The sequence below is a fragment of the Glycomyces sp. YM15 genome (assembly GCF_016918015.1).
Classification (GTDB): Bacteria; Actinomycetota; Actinomycetes; order Mycobacteriales; family Micromonosporaceae; genus Glycomyces.
This window is the reverse complement of the sequence record NZ_JAERMK010000003.1, coordinates 106,385-125,281: the sequence shown is the minus strand read 5'-3', so window position 1 is coordinate 125,281 and position 18,897 is coordinate 106,385. Positions and strand designations below refer to the sequence as shown.

Here is an 18,897-nt window from a genome sequence, read left to right as displayed (position 1 = left end):
GCGCTCCTCGACGTACACGATCGCGCTTCGCGTCGGACTCCGGGCCTTCGCGATCGCCCTATGATTGCGGCATGTTCGACCGCGTCACGTCCGTTCGCATGCCGGTGGCGGCGCAGGACGTGATGCTCGCGTCCTTCGTCGCCGCGATGCAGGTGCAAGGCGTCCTGCAGATCGCCGCCAGGTCCGAAGTGGTGTCGCGACCGCTCAGCGACTTCGGGAACCTGGGAACCGTCCTGCTGATCGTGAGCGGGCTCGTACTCGCGGTGCGCCGACGCTGGCCGGTACCGGTCCTTCTCGCCACAGGGGCCGCCAGCGCGGCCTACTACGCCCTCGACTTTCCGGACGGTCCAGGGGGACTGGCGCTCATGGTCGCGCTCTACACCGTCACCGCCTACGGGGACGGGCGGCGGTCGCTGGCGGTCGCCGGCGCGGCCATCGCGGTGCTCGCCACCGCCTGGCTGGTCGCCGCGCAGGGCATCGAACCGGCGTCCGCGATCGGTTGGGTCTTCTTCAGGATCGGCATCTCAGGTATGTCGGCGACCTTGGGCGAATCAGTTCGATCCCGGCGGGTGATCGCTGCCGAGGCCGTCGAACGCGCCGAGGCGGCAGAGCGGACCCGTGAGGAGGAGGCGCGGGCCCGAGTCGACGCCGAACGGCTCCGGATCGCCCGCGAAGTGCACGACACCGTCGCCCACGCCATTGCGGTCATCAACGTGCAAGCGGGGGTCACCGCGCATCTGCTGGACAAGCGACCGGAACGCGTGCGAGAGACCTTGGAGGCCATCAAGCACGCCAGTTCCGCGGCGCTGCAGGAGATGCGCACCATCCTCGGCGTGCTCCGGGACCCGGCGGACGGGCGGGAGCCCCATCCCGGGTTGGGTCAGATCGGCGACCTCACCGCACGGGCGCGGGAGGCCGGACTCGACGTCCGGCTCGATGCGAGTCCGCCTCCGTACCAGTTGCCCAGCGCAGTGGACAGCACCGCTTACCGGGTCGTGCAGGAGTCGATCACCAACGTGATCCGGCATGTCGGCCCCACGCAAGTCACGATCTCGTTGGCATACGGCCTCGACGAACTCGAGGTGCAGGTGGTCGACGAAGGTTCCCAGAGGGCACCACGCGGTGCCGTCGTAACACTCGCTGGTGAGCAGGGCTCAGGAAGGGGCATCCTCGGCATGCGCGAGCGCTGCCAGCTCCTCGGCGGCGATGTCACCGCTCGTCCCCGGGCCGGCGGCGGATTCGAGGTCGTTGCGCGGCTGCCGCACGCCCCCGTCGGGTCGGCACTCTGATGGGTGTCTTGGAAGGCCGACCGATCAGAGTGCTGCTCGCCGACGACGAAGTCCTGGTCCGATCGGGATTCAGAGCGCTGCTCGACCTCGAGGACGACATCGAGGTAGTGGGTGAGGCCGCGACCGGCGCACAAGCGGTCAAGCAGGCGCGCGAGACACGGCCCGACGTCGTCCTCATGGACATCCGCATGCCGTCGATGGACGGCATCGAGGCGACCGGCGAGATCGTCAGGATGGACGGACTCGAGGAGGTACGGATTCTGATCCTGACCACCTACGAGACCGACGCCTATGTATTCGAGGCGCTGCAAGCCGGCGCAAGCGGCTTCCTACTCAAGGACGCGGGCCCGCCTGAGCTCCTGCACGGCATCCGAGTGGTGGCGGCCGGCGACGCGCTGCTCGCTCCGCGGATCACTCGGCGGCTGATCGGCCAGGTCACCGCGAGTCGCGCCGCATCGAAGGCCGGCGAGGAACGACTCGCCGTTCTGACCCAACGCGAACGCCAGGTGCTCACGTTGGTGGGGCGAGGGCTGAGCAACGACGAGATCGGGGTTGAGCTGTTCCTCAGCCCGGCCACCGCCCGCACCCACGTCAGCCACGCCATGAGCAAGCTCGGCGCCCGCGACCGCGCGCAGTTGGTGGTCATCGCCTTTCAGACCGGACTCGTGACCCCTTAGTCGACTGCCTCTCGGCCCGAATCCGCGCAGTACGCCATCGGCAGCGTCACGACCGTCCTCCGAGGCGCCTGAGCCCGCGAGCACTCGATGAAGAAATGATCATTGCCCGCCGTGTTCCGGGTTCTCGCCCACAAGGCCGAGAACCCGGAACACGTTCAGACCCGCCACCATGGCTCGGTTGCGGATTGATCGCGCAGGGCGTTGGTGAGGCAGTGGACCTCTCCTCCCACGGTGCCGACCGCGTGCCCGTAGTCCCAGGCTTCGACCCAGGCGATCCGACTGCCCGCGGCGCTGAAGGCCGTTTCGGCACTGTTCGCGAGTACGTCCCGCCCGGCCGAGTCGAGTGGCCCGTGGGGTTTGATGGCGAGGAAGGTGCCGGTGCCGGTTTCGACGCCGTTGACGATGGCGGGCATGTGGTTCGCCACGATGTCCTGGCGAGGGTAGCCATCGACGACGAGTTCGGTGAACACCGCCGGGACTCGCACGATCTCCTCCTCCCCGAGACCGAGTTCCGCGGTCAGGACCGCAACCGCAGCCTCGATGCCGTCCGTCGCAATCCGGTTGCCCTCGATCAGCTCCGGTGACGCCAATGCCTCCTCCACGGTCATGGCCGGGCCCGTTTCGAGGCCCTGCACGAGGGTCTGGCCGCCGAGGCCGTCGTCGACCAGCCCCTCGAGCAGCTCTGTACCCAGCGCCGGGTCGGCGACGACCGCCGCCCAGCCGCGGTCGTTCTCGGCGGCGGTGAACGACAGGAACTCGTCGACATGGCCGACGCCGAGCCAGCTCGTGTCGATCGCGAGCGGCGCTTGGTCGCCTTGCGCCTCAAGGAGCTCGACGAACGAGGGGTCGGGCGCGGCGTCGCCGCCGTCCGAGCCGTACAGGATCCTTCCAGCAGGCCAGGTGCCCTCTGCAGTGGCATGGGGCGGGGCGACGATGACATTGCCGGTGGAGCTGAACGAACCCCACAAGGCGTTGTACTCGTCCTGGCCGACCCGGTCGGGACTGTACGCCTGGACCGCGGCCGTGTCGGCCCCGCGCAGCAGCGAGAACACCGGCCGTCCCGCATCGCGCAGCGGGAACTCGGCGGTGCTGCCCTCTGGATCGACGACGGCGGAGCGCAGCAGCACCGTCATGGTGTGCGGGAGGCCGTCGCGGCCGGGCATGGCGGCGTAGCCGGTGATGAACTGGTCCCGCATCCACCGGTCATCGCCGGTGGGGTACATGGTCAGTCGTCCGTCGAGCCCGGCCGACTCCAGGCCGGCGACCAAGTCTTGGCGGAAGGCCTCCTCACCGTCGTGGACGGCAGGGGTCTCGACATCAGGGTCGTAGCCGTCCCGTTCGGCGGCCTCCACTCCAGTCCTGTTGTCGGCGACGATCAGTCGGTCGATCGGAGCCAACTCGTGGCTCAGTAGCAGCGGCGCGATACGGACGCGCACCTGGTCGGACTCGACGGATCGCCCGTCCCGCACGGTCAGCGTCACGTCGACGAACCCGTCCCATCCCTCCGAGTCCCGGGTGAAGTCGGTGGCTTCGAGGGCCAGGTCAATGCCGCCGCGCAGACGGTCGGCGGCGATCCGTTCGTTCGGGCCGAGCACGGCGTAGTCGTCGCCGTCGCGGACGAACAGACGCGCGGTTGCCGCCGAGGCCTCGTCGACACTGATCGCGGCACTCGCGCTGTCCCCGATGCCGCGCATCGGCCTGATCCGCAGCGATGCCATGTCGAGGAGGTCGGCCGCGCCGTTGACCACCTCGTCAGCGCCATCCGAGCAGGCCGCCAGGGCGTCGTCGCCGAGCCGCTCCCCATCGGCTCCAGCGGTTGGGCAGGCCTCGAGGTCGTCGTCGAGGTTGGGCACCACGATGGCGCCCCGTTCGGTCGTCCATTCGCTCCTGCCCGCACTGTCGGTGGCGTTGACACGACCGTCGCGGTTCGTGTCGGCCAGCAGCAGCGCGGGAGCGGGTCGCCGTGGGGGGGGGGGCCCCGCGCGGGGGGGGGGGTGGGCCCCGGCGGGGGGGGGGGGGGGGGGGGGGGGGGGGCCCCCCCCCCCCCCCCCCCCCCGACCCCAGCGCCAGCAAGGAAGCCAACATCAATGCGGGCCAACGGAATCGGTGTCTGATTCTCGGATCTGTCATGCCGTCGACTCTGGTCGAGGCGAGTGCGGGACGGTATCCCCGAGCGGCTGATTCTCAGGCCGTTCATATGCGCCCGCTCTGCCCTTCGGCAGAGGGCGGGCCGGGCGCGCGTCTCTAGACTTGGCTCCCATGCAGCAGTGGATCAAACCGGCGGCACGCTGGACGGCCGCTGCGGCTGTGGTCGGCTTGGCGGTGTCGGAGGCGTTCGCCACCGGTTCGGCGGCGTCCGCGCCCGCCGCCCTGGCCACAGCCGCCCTTGCCGCCAGGCCGATTCTGCGAGACCGTCAGCGACCATGGGCGCTGCTGGCCGTCGCGGTTGTCTCCCTCATGGCGACGGCCGACCCGGGAGCGGCGACCTCGAACCGTGCCGCAGCGTGGTGGATCGCGGAGACCGCCGTGCTGGTCGCACTGGTCGCGTTGGGTTCGAGCACGGCCGCGACCAGAATCGAAGCGACAGCCGTCGTATCCGCGGGCATCGCGATAGGGCTGTCGCCGCTGCGCCTCGGCCTGCGAATGGACCCGCCCTCCGCCCCGGAAGAACTCGCCGTGCTGGTTCTATTGTGGACTGTTGCCGCGGTCGCGGCAGCCGCGGTCGGTCGGTTCGTGCGACGCCAACGGCACGAACGGGATCGGGCCGTCGGCGAGGCGCGCCGCGCGCAGCGGTTGTCACTCGCGCGGGACCTTCACGACTACGTCGCCCACGACGTGACCGGCATCGTCGTTCAAGCCCAAGCGGCACAGATCGTCGGCGAACCCGCCCAGGCGCTCGCCGCACTCGCCCGCATCGAGACAGCCGGGCTGCAGGCCCTCTCCTCGCTCGACCGCACGGTCCTCCTCCTGCGCGAACACGACGCTCTCCTGCGCGACCAGGGCCACAGCTTTGCCGACATCGCCGTCCTGGCACGGCGATTCGAGGAGACCGGAGGCGCGAGGACCAGCATCGCCATTGACCATGGACTCACCAATGTCACGATCCCCGAGACGGTCAGCGCGCTTGCGCACCGCATCGTGACCGAAGCGCTGACCAACGTCCGCAGACACGCACCCGACGCCGCCGACGTCCGCATCTCCCTGAACAGACTCCCGAACGCGTTGGCGGTCGAGGTCGCCAACGACCTGCCACCTGCATCGAACGGCGGACACCAGACCCGGATCGCCGGAGGTCAAGGTTTGCATCAGCTGGAGGGCTCGGTGAACGGCCTCGGCGGCACGTTCGATGCCGGACCCGACGACCACGAGAGCTGGCGCCTGTCCGCGGTGCTGCCGCTGTGACCATCCGCGTCCTCATCGCCGACGACCACGACCTGGTCCGCCACGGCTTTCGCATGATCCTCGACGCCCAACCCGACATGCGCGTAGTCGGCGAGGTCGCCGACGGCGAAGCGGCGCTCGCAGCCGCCCGCAGGCTCAGCCCCGACGTCGTACTCGCCGACATCCGCATGCCGCGACTCGAAGGGATCGAAGTCCTCAAACGGCTGAACGCCGAAACCCACCCGCCCAAAGTCATCGTCGTGACCACCTTCGACGACGACGATTACGTCCGCACCGCCTTGGACGCAGGCGCCTCCGGCTTCGTCCTCAAACGCTCGGGGCCGGCCCTGCTTGTGGAGGCCGTCCGCGCCGCGGTCGCCGGAGACACCCTCATCAGCCCGTCGCTCACCATCCGACTCCTGACCGGCCTGGCCGAACGCAAGCCCGATCCCGAGAACGGACCCGGCCTGTCCGAACGCGAACGGCAGGTGGTCAGACTGGTGGCAGAAGGCAAGTCCAACGCCGAGATCGCCACCGACCTGTTCATTTCAGCCGGCACCGTCAAGACGCATATCGCCAACGCTCAGCGAAAGACCGGGGCCCGAAACCGCGTCGGCATCGCCGCCTGGGCCTGGAGAACCGGACTCGCCACCCCATGACCGCGCAGCGAGGAAGCGACCCGTTCGCGGCACAACATGTACGAGATGCATTGCTGGCCAAGAAAATAGGAATCTTCCTCGCCTGACCGATGGTCTGGTGCACTCCAGAAGACGCTCGCCGAGCGATACTGCGTCGACCTTTCCAGTGTCAAGCGGTTGGTCCGGGAAGCGAGGCGAGAACGATCGAACCGGGATGCAATCGGTAGCGTGGCGACATGAGCGGGACAGGAATGCGGTTGGCGCGGGTCATCGAGCGAGCCGAAGATACGGTCCTGCGGAAGGCGGAACTTGACTTCGCCGTGGCCGCCGAACCGTTTCCCGGTGCGGCGGTCGGACACTTCGGCTCCGCCCTCGCCACTCGACTGGCCGAACTACCGCAGCACGTCCCGTACAACAAGGCCAGACCCTTCCGGCAGGAACAGCGCGGCGCACTCCACGAAATGCTGGCCTTCTACAACGATCACGGCCTGCACCCGGCGCTCGAGGTCTGGGCGGGCGACTCCGACGCAGGCCTTCACCGCGACCTACTGGATGCCGGTCTGGTGCCCGGCCGCCCGACGGCCATACTGCACGCCCGGCCGTCCCCCGTCCAAGCATCGGGCAGCGTGACCGTCCACGAGATCGACGACGACGAACGCTACATGGAGATCCTGTACCAGGGCTACGGAGTCGACTCAGAGGCGATCGAGTTCCGCACCATGCTCTCGATAGAGCACCACACACGCGGGATACGGCGATACATCGCCTTCGTCGAGGGCCACCCGGCCGCAGCGGGGGCCTTGTTCACCCACGAGGGCACGAGCTACCTCGCCGGCGCGGCGACACTACCGGCCTACCGCCGCCACGGATGCCAAGGCGCCCTCATCACCCGACGCCTCAGCGACGCCGCCGAAGACAGCGACCTGGCAGTCGTCACCGTCGCATTCGCCTCGCCCAGCCACGACAACCTCGCCCGGCTCGGCTTCCAGACCACCCACACCCGCACCGTATGGCAATAGCCGGACCGACCGAGGCGACCGCTACCACAGGATGATCGCCCGCAGGCCGGTAACCTCCTGTCGCGGCACGATCGCTGCCGGAGACCACTTGCCGGCCTTCAGTGAACGACCGTAAAGGCGCTCGAAGCGGCAATTTAACGCTAGGTGTGCCAACAAACTCCGGTCGAGCCATTGACTACACATAGAGATCTCTCTATAGTTCGAGTCGCCGGAATAATCATCAGATGTTTCGGAACCAGGTTGCGATATGTGAGCGATAACTGTCCTATCGGCCGGGTCTGCTGACCCTGCAGCGCTAGCGGCATGACGCAGGTCCGGCTCGGGCGTTCCTGAGGTAGCGGGCGTGCTTGGCGCGAGACCGAGCCCGGATCCCTACGGCCGCCTGGAATGGAAATGATCCTACGAATTCAAGGAACAAGAGATGCGAACAAGAGCAAGGTGGCTCGGACCGATCGTGGCGCTCGGTCTCATGGTGGGCATGGTGGCGATGCCGATCGGTACCGCGAGCGCGGAGTCGAACGGCGGGGTTCGGGTCATGCCGCTGGGTGACTCCATCACCGAGGGCACGGCCACGCCGGGTGGATACCGGATCGGCCTGTGGCAGCACCTCGTCAACGGCGGGTACACCGCGGACTTCGTCGGGTCGCAGTTCAACGGCCCGGGAAGTCTCGGCGACCACGATCACGAAGGCCACCCCGGCTGGCGTATCGACCAGATCGACGCGAACATCGTCGACTGGCTGAACACCTACCAGCCACAGACCGTGCTGCTGCACATCGGCACCAACGACATCCTGCAGAACCACGATGTCGCCGGCGCCCCGAACCGGCTGTCCGCACTGATCGACCGCATCACCACGACGGCGCCGAACGCCGAGGTGTTCGTCGCGCAGATCACTCCGCTCGGATGGAGCGAGGGGGACGCGGCGGTGAACAGCTTCAACGCGGCGATCCCCGGCATCGTGCAGAGCAAGGTGAACGCCGGCAAGAACGTGCACCTGGTCGACATGCACAGCGCCCTGACCGCCGCCGACCTGGACGACGGCGTCCACCCGACCGCCGCCGGATACGACAAGATGGCCGCGGTCTGGTACTCCGCACTGCAATCGGTACCCGGCAGCATCGGCACGCCGACGGACAGCACCGAGATCGTGGGAGCCCAGTCCGGCCGCTGCCTCGAGGTCACCGGGCTCGGCACCGACAACGGCACCGACGTGCAGCTGTGGGACTGCTGGGGCGGCTCCAACCAGCAGTGGACCTACACCCCCGGCAAGCAGCTCATGGTGTACGGCAACAAGTGTCTGGACGCCTCCGGCCAGGGCACCAGCAACGGCACCGCGGTGGTGATCTGGGACTGCAACGGACAACCCAACCAACAGTGGAACGTCAACGCCGACGGCACCATCACCGGTGTGCAGTCCGGCCTGTGCCTGGACGCCTCAGGCTGGGGCACCAGTAACGGCACGAAGGTCAAGCTCTGGACCTGCGGCAGCGGACAGGTCAACCAGCAATGGACCAGACGGTAACTACGGCGTGCCGTCTCGCAGATTGTTAAGCACGACAAGGACGGCGACGTTGCAGGTGTCCCTGCGATCGCGACCATCGATACGGCCTCGGGCCCGCCGATGGTCGCGATCAGCAGGGGCGCGCTCAGGAGCGCGAAGCCGAACCCGGACAGCGACTGGACGATGGCACCGCGGCGGGCGCGGCCGCGGTCATCGGCACCGCGACGGTCGCGCTGGCGCGGACCACGCAGCCGCGTCAGGGATCTGGCACACCAGATCCTCGACCACTAACCGCCAGCGGACGGTCGCGGCGGGCGAGGTTCTGCAGATCGAGGTAGGCGCGGTCGGCTGCGGTCGCTCGGGTCGGTCGCTCGTTCACAGCAGGATCTCCAAGGCGTTCTGCAGCGCGGGGCGCGCTTTCGGGAAGTCGCTGGCCATGGCAAGGATGGCGGCCGGGGATGTCGCAGGGCGACGCAGCCATCGTTCGGCCTCGACAGCGAGTTCATGGCCTTCGAGTTGTCGCAGACGAAAAGCGTCGATGATGCTCCGTTCGGGTCCATATAGACCGATCGCGGTTTCCTCATCGAGCTCCAATTCGGTGCGACCGACGGTGAAGGTCTCGGGATCGAAGGAATGCCAGGCGACCGGCGCTTCGGTGACGGGGCGGCGGTGGCCTCGCGGGATCGCGATGTCGATGACGGGCGGGATCTGGTCGGTCAGGTTGCGCCGAGACCAGGCAGATCGTGGCCTGAGACGCCCGCTGGACGATCTCGTGGAGCAAAGTCTGCGCCAGAACAACGCGAGGATGCCTGACAGCGCATCGCTGAACTCGCGTTCCCCGGCCGAGTACGCGGCGGCAATCTCCCGGACCCGCCGCTCGAACACCGCTTTCAACGGTTCGGAGTGTCTCGGCGGCTGCAAGTTTCGCGGGGAAGGCATCGGGCTCTGCCACAGCCAACTCGCGGAACAGCACCATCGCCCTCGTCGCAAGCCCCGTTTCCCGGTCGAGAGGCGAGGCTGCCGCTTGTCAGACCGGGCTGTCGATGCCCAAGACTATGCTGGACCCGTCGGGGAATTCCAGAAGATGGAAGACGCCTTCGACGGAGCCCTTGGGCTCGCGTCAGTCCCGGCCGCGGTCCCAGTACCGGTCGGCGCTCCGCGGTACTGCGTCTGCCCCATGAGGGTTTGTCCTTCAGTTCGGGCCGCGGGGGGTTGGGGAGCGGCATCCAGAACGTTAGCGGCTGGCCGCGTGTCACGAGGTCCCTCGCCTCGCGCTGGCAGTGGCCTGCCGGTGTCCCGCCGGTGTCCCGCCTTGTATGTCACTCATCCTGCGGGAAAAATTGCCTAGTTATCGGATCAAGTCGGCATCGTCCACGGCCGCAGCAGGCCGAGGCGAAGCACCGCCGCAAGCGGAACGCTCGCCGTTCCTCCGGGAGGCGTCAAGCACGCCAGGAGACTGCAATCCTCACCCAGCTAATGAAAGGCCCCGTTGTGCCCAGCCGAAAACTAGCGGCCCTGCCCTTTGTCCTCGCCCTCCTCGGACTCGCGGCGTGCACTGCCGAAGCCGGCCCCACGGTTTCCGGCGGAGAACTCGCCGAACTGGCCGCGGACGCCCTGGAGAAGCAGACCGGATCGCGTCCCGACCTCGACTGCGGCGACGACGACTCGATCATCGTCAGTGAAGGCAAGGAGGTCGACTGCGTGGCGACCTCCACCAAGACCGGCGCCGAATACGACGCCATCATCACCTTCACCAGCGTCGAAGGCAGGGAATACGAGATCAGCGTGGAAGTGGCCTCTGAGCCCAACAACGCCCCCAGCGAGGACCCGACCTCCGATCCCGCCGAGGCCGACACCTCGGCAACGGCCGCCGACGCGAACAGCATCGTGGTTCCCGCCCCAGACTTCGCCGCGGCGGTCGCAGACGCGGTGGCGGCCGAATGGGGGGCGGGCAACGACATCGACTGTGGCGACGCCACTACGAGGACCCTGTATGAGGGTGCGATCCACTCCTGCGTGCTGATCGACGTCTCAACAGACGCGGAGTACACCATCACCATCACGGTCACCAGCATCGACGTCGAGGCCGGCAGCTTCAACTTCGAAGCTGTGGTGGATGAGACCCCGTTGAACCGTTAGGACCGTGCGCTGCCGGGCCGCCCCGCGACCCGGCAGCGCGAACTCGCTGTCGCAATCGACAAGTGCCTGACCCGTTGGAATCCCACGACATGACCTACCCAGCGCCCGTACCCCCTCATGCCCCTAGCCGAGCGCATGCCCGGGATCACCATCGCAGCCGTGGTGCTCGATTTGGGTCCTGCTCGGTGCCGGTCATTGGTGCCCTGCTGGACCAGCCGATCCTCATCGTCGGCGCATGGTCCTCGGCCCCGGCTTCGGCCCCCGTTGCGGCGTTCTGCAACGGGACCTGACGCTCATCGGCCGGGCCGCGGTCAGCCTCCTAATTGGGTTCGCGGTCACGCTGGCCTGTGAGCGTTCAGATCTCGATGCGGGAGCCGACGATCGTGGCGCGGTCGCGGAGAGCCAGAAGCGCTCGGCCGAGTCGGCGGTGATGCAGGAGGTGGCGATGAACAGGTGCCGATCCAATCTGATCGAGGATCCCTCAGGCTGTCTGCGACACATCGGGTCAGTTAGAGCGTGTCTCAGTTGGCGTGCAAGGCATCTGGTATTACTCAGGTGTGGACAAGTTCGCGAAACGTCTTGTACCCGACGGTCTTTGGGACATGGTCGAGCCGCTGGTTCCGGTCGCGCCGAAGCGCGCGCAGGGCGGCGGAATCGCCCGGGCCGATGACCGGGCCGTGTTCTGCGCGATCGTGTTCGTGTTGACCAGCGGTGTCGCTTGGCGACACTTGCCGCCCTCCTTCGGCGTCTCGCACCAGACCGCGCACCGCCGGTTCACCGAATGGTCCGAGGCCGGGCTGTGGGCGAAGCTCCACCGATCGGTCCTCGACCGGCTCGGCGCCGCCGGCGAGATCGACTGGTCAAGGGCGATCGTCGACGCCGCGAGCATGCGCGCCAAAAAGGGGGATCGCTGACTGGCCCAAACCCGGTCGATCGCGGCAAAGCAGGCTCGAAGGTCCACATTCTCACCGACCGGAACGGGCTACCCCTGGCCCTGGCGGTGTCCGCCGCGAACCTCCACGACTCCCAAGCACTGGAGCTGCTCGTTCAGGGCATCCCAAGATCCGGTCTCGGCGCGGGCCACGCCGCCGCAAACCGGCGAAGCTCCACGCCGACAAGGCCTACGACATCCCCGACTGCCATCGCGCACTGCGCGAGCGCCGGATCGGCGACCGCATCGCGCGCCGCGGCATCGAGTCCTCGACTCGGCTCGGCCGCCACCGCTGGGCCGTCGAACGCACCATCGCCTGGCTCGGCGGCTACCGCCGCCTGACCATCCGATATGAGCGCCACGGCCACCTCTTCGCCGCATTCCTCGCCCTCGCAGCCGCCATCACCTGCTACAAGAAACTCGTGAAGTAGCAGGTCCCCTCGCGCGCCCCGCGACCGCCCATGTTCCCGGTAGGCAGCCGGTCAATGCTCGTCGGTGACATCGTTGAGGGCTTTGACCAGGTCGCGAACTCTTGGCGAGGCCAGCCGGTATCGCATCACGCGGCCGTTGCGGTCGGCGGCGACCAGACCGGCGTCTCGCAGCACGGCAAGGTGATTGGAAACGTTCGGCTGGGTGGAGCCGGTGCTGGTGACCAGCTCGCCGACCGATGCGTCGCCGGTGGCGAGTGCGTGCAGCAGTGCCAGGCGGAGGCGGCAGCTCAGGGCTTTGCCGATGTCGAACAAGCGGTCGTCAACGTCACGGTAATCCATCAGGAGACAATGATATATTCTCTTCATATCATCATCTACTGATATATGGAGGTCCGATGGCCGAGATGGTTTGGTCGCACGTCGACGAGGTTCCGGCCCACCAGTTCACTGACGGCATCACCCTGCGCCAGATGTGGCAGGGACCGGCCGATCGCAAGTCCTACGTCGTCGACATCGCGCCGGGCGCTGTATGGCCGAACCTCGACATCCACGAACCAGGCCCAGAAGAAGTCTTCGTCGTCTCCGGAGTGTTCAACGACGGGGTCCGCGACTACCCCGCCGGATCGTTCATCCACTGCCCGGCCGGCTCCAGCCACGTACCGCAATCGACCACGGGCTGCAGACTGTTCCTCTTCTACCCCGAGGGGTAGAAGACAGGTCCGCGCGAGCAGCGAGCGCGTAAGAGTGTTGACCGGCTATACAGCCGGTCGCCATCACCTGGGACCGGATCGAACCGCCAACTGAGACACGCTCTTAGTAGCCCAGCACTTCAGGGTCGACAACCACCGCGAGGTCTTCTCGCCGAGCATCGCCTTTGAGATAGCAGCGAGCGGCCACCAATCTGATGACCGCTCTCATACTGAATATCCGATTCTGTGGAGCTTGCAACGGCCTACTTGAACCCATCACCCCAGCTCAACACCCACGCAAACCAGCTCCCCGACCTGTTCACCCGGCCCGTCAAAAATCCTGACCCCGCGCCATCACCCCAAAGCACCGTCACCGCCTGGGCGCTAAACCGCCGCCTGTCCGACGAAGTCAGGAGCGCCATCGTGTCCGCGTACCGAGAGGGTGTCCGCCAACAGGTCCTCGCCGACCGCCACGGGATCAGCCTCTCCAGCATCAAGAGACTGCTTCGAGCGTCACGGAGCACGAGGTGACCGCTAGCGGCTCTTCTCGGGCTTCGGGCATTTGCGGCCTTCGACCATCGCTGAACAGTGCTCCCTGAACGCCTCCTTGGCGGCAGCTTGCGAGCCGAACCAGTAGGTCGTGTCGCCGTCGTCGTCAACGGAGATGAGCCACGGCTCAAGCCAAAGCATCGAATCACAGCACCGATATCCGTAGCCTTCCTCGAAATACTGGGTCTGCCAGGACAACACACCCGAGAGCCCGTCGATGAACGCGATATCGCCGGCGAGGTAGCCGGACGCAATCTCGCTCGCCCGCCGCTCGACCACCGTGCTGCGCGCAGCGATGGCAATGCCAAGTTCGTCGATGACCTGTGGGATCAGATCCTCGATGTCGAGTGTCTGATTGCGATGCATCCCGGCGAGTTCGACCAGGCCCGGAGTTTCAAGGCCGCGAACCAGGGCATGCGCCGCTTCCAACGGCACATCGACACCACGATCGAATCGATAGACGAAATCCTCGAAGACACGAATCAGTCGCTGCATAGGTCAAGTCTGGAACAACAAAAAACACTCTGGCAAACCTGTATGCCAAAGTGAAGAGAGATATCAAAAGTACTTTCGATGATCATTTCGTCCTTTTGGCTGGAACCTCCTGTCAAGCATTTCGAAAAGGGGCCTGGCGGAGCGTCTGTTGTTAAGAGGTACCGTGTCATCAGACCCCTACGGCCTGTTGGAGATTGATGAAAGCCTCCGAAGACAATCTTTTCGACCTCATCGGCCGAGACCGTCAGCAGTACCAGGTACCGCTCTATCAGCGGGTGTACTCCTGGGGGACGAAGCAGCTTGGCACGCTCTGGAAAGACATCCTCAGCCAGGCCGAGAGCATGGCAGCGGACAGCGGCTCACCGAACCACTTCCTCGGCGCAGTGGTCCTCGCAACGTCGCCGCTGACCGAAGCCCGATTTCCCCGCTACATCGTCGTGGACGGTCAGCAACGCCTCACCACGCTCACCATCGCACTCGCGGCGCTCAGGGATTATCAGGAGGCGAGCGGGGACTCGGACGCGAGAGCTCGAATCAACGCGGAGTTCCTCCTCAACACCCGCAGCGAAGGCGATGACCGGTTCCGGCTCATTCCGACGCAACAGGATCGAGAGGCCTACCGGGCCGTCATGCTCGGACTGCACCATCCGGACGAAGGATCGGCAATCACCCGCGCCTATCGGTTCTTCATGCAAAAGCTCGCGGCTGTGGATGATCCTGCCGACCCGTACGACATCTTCCACATCGAGAAGGTCATCGGAGAACGGCTCAATCTCGTCAGCATCACGGTGGGGGCCGACGAGAACGCCCACCGCATCTACGAGTCGCTCAACAACACCGGGCTGCGCCTGAGCCAAGCAGACCTGCTGAAGAACTACCTCTTCATGAGGCTGGGCGAGGTAGCCGACCAAGTCCACCGCGACCACTGGCAACCCATCGAATCGGTGCTCGACACCCGCAGTTCCGACGAAGACCAGCTGAGCCGCCTTCTCCTCCTTCAAATGGCGCTACTCGGCGTCGAGAACCCCCGTGCAGAAGACCTATACAGCGAACAAGTCAAGTGGTTCGCCCGCAACGGCGAAGACCATGACACCATCATTAGGTACGTCGAGCAACTGAATCGCCGGTCCCATCTGTTCGCGCTCATGATCCACCCTCGCCGGGAACCCGATCGAGTCGTCAGCGAGCATCTGCATCGACTTCGGCAATGGGGCGCAACCACTGCTGAGCCCGCCATGCTCTACCTCCTCGATCAACGTGACGCGGGGGCGATCACCTCTGAACAGGTCGCGCGAGGTCTTGCCCTGATCGAGAGCTTCCTGGTGCGTCGCATGATCGCCTGGGTGCCGACCCACAGCCTCAACAGGATCTTCCTCGCGCTGCCATCGCAACTCGCTGCCGAACCCTCTCCCATCGACGGCATACACCGGCTCCTGTCCGCCAAACGCCGATACTGGCCGACGGATGCCGAAATCCGTGAACAGTTCCAGCTCAGCCCGTTCTACCAACGCGGCCGCGGATCGCAGCGCCGGTACATCCTCCAGTACCTGGAAGAGTCCTACGGACACCCCGAGCCGGTCAACTTCGCGAGCACGCAGTACACGATCGAGCACGTCCTACCTCAGAAGCCGTCCGAAGACTGGTTCAATCAGCTCGCCGCAGAGTGCGGGGAGGACGAGACGCCAGAGGACCTGCATCAGAGCCTGGTGCACACGATCGGAAACCTGACCCTCACCGCCATGAACGCGGACCTGTCGAATCACCCGTTCAAACGCAAACGCCAGATCTTCGACCTGAGCCATCTCGAGGCCAATCGTGAGATCGCCGAGGCACCGAAGTGGGGTGCCGCCGAGATCCGCGCCCGAGCCGACGATCTCGCCGACCGTGCGATCAGGATCTGGCCGGCCCCACTAGCAGGAGTTGGCGAAGCTACTCGCCGACGCGACTGGCAAAAAATGCACGAGGTCCTTGCGGCACTGCCGCATGCTTCCTGGACCAGCTATGGCGCCGTCGCACGACTCATCGGGTCTGCCGCCCAAGCCGTGGGCAGCCATCTGAAGGAGAACCCGAGCATCTTCAATGCGCACAGAGTGCTCATCGCCGAGGGCAAGGTCGCCGAAGGTTTCAGATACGCCGACGGTTCAGGCGCAGAGAAGGCGCGAGAACACCTCGAGGCTGATGGGATCCGATTCAGCGAAGCGGGCATTGCAGACCGCCGTCAGTACCTAGGCGCAGACGATCTCGCGGCATTGCTCGACCCCGCCGATTGACTGGACTTGAGGAGCCTCCGGACACCAAATGAGCGGTCATCAACCTGATGACCGCTCACGCGTTGTATATCCTTTTGTGGAGCTTGCAGCGGCCTACTTGAACCCATCACCCCAGGTCAACACCCACGCAAACCGGCTCCCTGACCTATTCACCCGCCCCACCCGAAATCCTGACCCCTGTCCCACGACCGAACAGCCGGTACCCCGTACATCCAACGGAAAGCCCTGGTCCCTGGACCGCCGCCTCACCGGCGCAGACCGCGCCGCCATCGTCGGCGAATATCAAGCAGGGGTAACCCAGAAGACGCTCGCGCAGAAGTACGGCATCAGCCTCTCCAGCGTCAAACGCCTTGCTCGTGATGCTCGGCGAGATCCGGTTCGTTCACAGCCGGGCAGGAGGAATAGCCTCACAAGGAGCCTCGGCAGAGGCGGGGGGAGCAGGTTTGGTGGAAACGGATCTCTGTTTGCGTTGTCCTGCATATCAACAAGCTCGAAATCAGAGATCCGCTCTGTTACCTTTGCGTCTCGTCGATCCTGGCAATGAGACCGGGCAGGTAAGTTGCCTCGAACCACTGCAACGTGGTGACCGGATCTTCCGTGCAGGCGGGGCCACTTTCGCCGCACTCATTCTCCTCGTCGTACACGAGGTAGGTCACCGTGAAGGTGATCCGGTAGAAGTCCTGAGCGACCGAGCCGTCGATCTTGTAGGTCGAGCCCATATCCTGCTGGACGATCCACAGGTCCGCGTCCTTTGCCCCGACCTCGTTCGCCGGAGCCGGCCCGGTGTCGGCATCACGCCATTCGTCCAAGGATTCCCTGGCCTCGGACGCCGAACCATACGCGCGGAGTGCTACCTGGAACGGGACACTGTTCCCAGGTTCGAACTCGAACGTACCGCCACACGAGCCCGAAGCGACCTCCCCGAAGGCGCCTTCACCAGTGAACCCGTCGTCGTCGATCGTCACCGCTGATGCGCTGAAGTGCTCCGCGATCACATCCGGGTCGGCCTTGTCGCAGAACTCGGTCCACGCCTGCATCTCAGCGGCCGCCGATCCCTCGCTGCTGGCTTCCTCGCTCGAGGGGTCGGAGTCGGGCGAGTTCGCATCGCAACCGGTGGCGAGCAACGCGAGAGCGGCCGCAATACCGATACCGATCGACATGAAGTGCCGGTTCACCGACATCAGTCCTCTCCGAAGCTCTGGCCGGGGATCAAGTCCAGCGCCCCGGTTGCGGCGCTGTAGAAGAACGGGTCGAACTGGGCTTCGAGCCCGTCCTTGAGCTCCTTGCGCAACGCTACCCGCGCCTCATTGATCTCGCGCGCAGCCTCCCGCAGATCCGCGACCAGGTCATCGGCCTGGTCCTGGTTGAGGACATGGCTGACCGTGATGTCGATCTGAACGTCCTTCCCGAAGTAGTTCATGGCTCCGGCGGCGAACCCGACCACCGCGACCGTAGTGCCCAGCGAGATCGGCAGCGTGATTGCGCCGATAATCAACCCCACCGTGCCCAGCAGCGGGAAGGTGCTCATGTGATCCAAATAGGTCTTCTGGTAGATCGTGTTGTGCGCGTGCTTCAACGCCTCGTGGAGACCGACATGCAGCGCGGCCTTCGCCGCAGTCTCGGCATCGGCAGCGGTCTCGAGCGTCCGGGCCATCGCCTCCTGGGACTGTCCGGCCTGGCGAACGACCGCTCCGAACTGCTCGTGCGCCTCGTCCGCATCAGCACCCTTCCACACCTCGCTCTCAGGAACGGTGAGGGTTCGAATGTCCTCGTACCAGGACTTCTCCGCGGTGTCGACCAGGGCGACCATCGCGTCCTTGGCCGTGGTCATCCGCGACTGCAACAGCGTCATGCTCGCCAGGTTGCCGTCCTCAAGGTATTCCTTGAACTCGTCGTGAATCGAGGCCAACAATGTGTCGACTTGATGTTGGGCCTGTTGGCTGATGCCCCACTGCGTCTGATCGCCGCAGTCCTCGTCAACCGGGCAATCGGTGTAGTTCGACCATTTGACCTTGTAGATCTGCTGGACCCACGGCGGCGCGGAGACGGCCTCGTCCTGATGCAGGAAACCGTTCCAGCTCGAGTACTGCGCAGCTGAGTACTCGAAGATCCACGAACGGTCGACCGAGGAGCCCTTGCTCCCGATGATCTCCTGATAGTCCTCGGTAATGGCGACGTCACCTGCGAGATTGCCGGCGATCTGGCGGACCTTGGCCGCGTACAGCGGAGCACGGAGTTCCTCGATCAGATCGAAGATGTCCCCCGGCGAGGGCACTTGGCTGGCGTCCATCTCTCCCATGTGGTTTCCTCTCTCGGTCAGGTGTCGTCAGTTGAACGTGGAGGGACCGGCGTTCGGATCTGGGCTGAGGTCCTCCTCGTATGGGTTGGGCGCCTGGTCGAGGTTGTAGATGTCATCAGTCTCCGGGTTGATGTCCTGCTCGGCGGTCTGCTCGGAGACAGTGCTGTACCCCTCGGCCATGTTGTCGTCGACGGCCTGATGAAAACTCTGGTCAATCGCGTGCTCGTCGGCCTCTCCCTGGTCGGCGATGTCAACCAGGGCCGAGCCGTAGCCCCGAACATTGACGCCGGTCTCGTAGGCCGCGTTGTAAAACAGCCTGAAGCACTGGTCCCAGAGTTCACCGAAGTCGGACATCGCCCCCGAGCTGCCCTCGAACGCCCTGCTGTACCGCCCGGCCTCGTCCGCGGTGTCGACGACGTTCTCGTACTCGTCCGCGAGTTTGGGGCAAACCTCCTCGCCGATACGTCGAATCTCGGCAGCATCGAACTTTCTATCTGACACGGAAACCTCGCGGGGTCGGGGCTTTGGGAAGCGGTCTCACCGCTCCAACCGACTCAGGGTAACAACGCGAAGCCATTTTCGCTGT

The 18,897-nt window shown here is 65.7% G+C and carries 16 protein-coding genes and 1 pseudogene; 10 read left to right on the top strand and 7 right to left on the bottom strand.

Annotation, left to right across the window (positions count from 1 at the left end; genetic code table 11):
* Positions 1-71: 71 nt before the first annotated feature.
* Together JHY01_RS04925 and JHY01_RS04920 are read left to right on the top strand one after the other, a co-directional pair.
* Positions 72-1,289: a sensor histidine kinase gene (locus JHY01_RS04925; RefSeq protein WP_205324492.1), complete on the top strand. Its 1,218-nt coding sequence runs from the start codon at positions 72-74 to the stop codon at positions 1,287-1,289.
* Positions 1,289-1,966, top strand: a complete 678-nt coding sequence (locus JHY01_RS04920; protein WP_205324491.1) for a response regulator transcription factor — start codon at positions 1,289-1,291, stop codon at positions 1,964-1,966. The genes JHY01_RS04925 and JHY01_RS04920 overlap by 1 nt, the downstream gene beginning before the upstream one ends.
* A gap of 155 nt (positions 1,967-2,121) precedes the next feature.
* On the opposite strand, the gene JHY01_RS04915 is transcribed toward JHY01_RS04920, so the two are convergent.
* The gene (locus JHY01_RS04915; protein WP_205324490.1) at positions 2,122-3,822 is read right to left on the bottom strand and encodes a protein-arginine deiminase family protein; all 1,701 of its coding nucleotides are present in this window, start codon (positions 3,820-3,822) and stop codon (positions 2,122-2,124) included.
* A gap of 403 nt (positions 3,823-4,225) precedes the next feature.
* Between JHY01_RS04915 and JHY01_RS04910 the strand changes: the two genes are divergently transcribed.
* From JHY01_RS04910 to JHY01_RS04895, 4 genes are all read left to right on the top strand, one after another.
* Positions 4,226-5,368, top strand: coding sequence for a sensor histidine kinase (locus JHY01_RS04910; protein ID WP_205324489.1), 1,143 nt, complete (start codon positions 4,226-4,228; stop codon positions 5,366-5,368).
* On the top strand, positions 5,365-6,006 hold the full coding sequence (locus JHY01_RS04905) for a response regulator transcription factor (RefSeq protein ID WP_205324488.1): 642 nt from the start codon (positions 5,365-5,367) through the stop codon (positions 6,004-6,006). The genes JHY01_RS04910 and JHY01_RS04905 overlap by 4 nt, the downstream gene beginning before the upstream one ends.
* A gap of 215 nt (positions 6,007-6,221) precedes the next feature.
* The gene (locus JHY01_RS04900; RefSeq protein ID WP_205324487.1) at positions 6,222-7,004 is read left to right on the top strand and encodes a hypothetical protein; all 783 of its coding nucleotides are present in this window, start codon (positions 6,222-6,224) and stop codon (positions 7,002-7,004) included.
* A gap of 421 nt (positions 7,005-7,425) precedes the next feature.
* On the top strand, positions 7,426-8,529 hold the full coding sequence (locus tag JHY01_RS04895) for a ricin-type beta-trefoil lectin domain protein (protein ID WP_205324486.1): 1,104 nt from the start codon (positions 7,426-7,428) through the stop codon (positions 8,527-8,529).
* A 354-nt stretch (positions 8,530-8,883) separates the two neighbouring features.
* Here the strand turns inward: JHY01_RS04895 and JHY01_RS04890 are convergent, their stop codons facing one another.
* Positions 8,884-9,402: a hypothetical protein gene (locus JHY01_RS04890; protein ID WP_205324485.1), complete on the bottom strand. Its 519-nt coding sequence runs from the start codon at positions 9,400-9,402 to the stop codon at positions 8,884-8,886.
* A gap of 597 nt (positions 9,403-9,999) precedes the next feature.
* On the opposite strand from JHY01_RS04890, the gene JHY01_RS04885 reads away from it, so the two are divergent.
* Together JHY01_RS04885 and JHY01_RS04880 are read left to right on the top strand one after the other, a co-directional pair.
* Complete coding sequence (locus JHY01_RS04885) at positions 10,000-10,647, top strand: DUF4333 domain-containing protein (RefSeq protein WP_205324484.1); 648 nt, start codon at positions 10,000-10,002, stop codon at positions 10,645-10,647.
* Between the two features lie 602 nt (positions 10,648-11,249).
* Positions 11,250-12,009: pseudogene (locus tag JHY01_RS04880) on the top strand (IS5 family transposase).
* Between the two features lie 51 nt (positions 12,010-12,060).
* Here the strand turns inward: JHY01_RS04880 and JHY01_RS04875 are convergent.
* A complete protein-coding gene (locus tag JHY01_RS04875) occupies positions 12,061-12,348 on the bottom strand; it encodes a helix-turn-helix transcriptional regulator (protein ID WP_205324483.1) in 288 nt (95 codons plus the stop codon).
* A 56-nt stretch (positions 12,349-12,404) separates the two neighbouring features.
* Here JHY01_RS04875 and JHY01_RS04870 point away from each other — a divergent pair, with 56 nt between their 5' ends.
* Positions 12,405-12,719: a cupin domain-containing protein gene (locus JHY01_RS04870; RefSeq protein WP_205324482.1), complete on the top strand. Its 315-nt coding sequence runs from the start codon at positions 12,405-12,407 to the stop codon at positions 12,717-12,719.
* Positions 12,720-13,232: 513 nt separating this feature from the next.
* Here JHY01_RS04870 and JHY01_RS04865 read toward each other — a convergent pair.
* A complete protein-coding gene (locus tag JHY01_RS04865) occupies positions 13,233-13,742 on the bottom strand; it encodes a hypothetical protein (protein ID WP_205324481.1) in 510 nt (169 codons plus the stop codon).
* 197 nt (positions 13,743-13,939) lie between these two features.
* Between JHY01_RS04865 and JHY01_RS04860 the strand changes: the two genes are divergently transcribed.
* Positions 13,940-16,012: a DUF262 domain-containing protein gene (locus JHY01_RS04860; RefSeq protein ID WP_205324480.1), complete on the top strand. Its 2,073-nt coding sequence runs from the start codon at positions 13,940-13,942 to the stop codon at positions 16,010-16,012.
* Positions 16,013-16,524: 512 nt separating this feature from the next.
* Here the strand turns inward: JHY01_RS04860 and JHY01_RS04855 are convergent.
* From JHY01_RS04855 to JHY01_RS04845, 3 genes are read right to left on the bottom strand one after another with little or no spacing between them, the layout of a single operon-like run.
* On the bottom strand, positions 16,525-17,193 hold the full coding sequence (locus JHY01_RS04855; protein ID WP_205324479.1) for a hypothetical protein: 669 nt from the start codon (positions 17,191-17,193) through the stop codon (positions 16,525-16,527).
* Positions 17,193-18,311, bottom strand: a complete 1,119-nt coding sequence (locus tag JHY01_RS04850) for a hypothetical protein (protein WP_205324478.1) — start codon at positions 18,309-18,311, stop codon at positions 17,193-17,195. Before JHY01_RS04850 ends, JHY01_RS04855 begins: the two co-directional genes overlap by 1 nt.
* A gap of 27 nt (positions 18,312-18,338) precedes the next feature.
* Positions 18,339-18,812, bottom strand: coding sequence for a hypothetical protein (locus JHY01_RS04845; protein WP_205324477.1), 474 nt, complete (start codon positions 18,810-18,812; stop codon positions 18,339-18,341).
* Between the last annotated feature and the right edge of the window lie 85 nt (positions 18,813-18,897).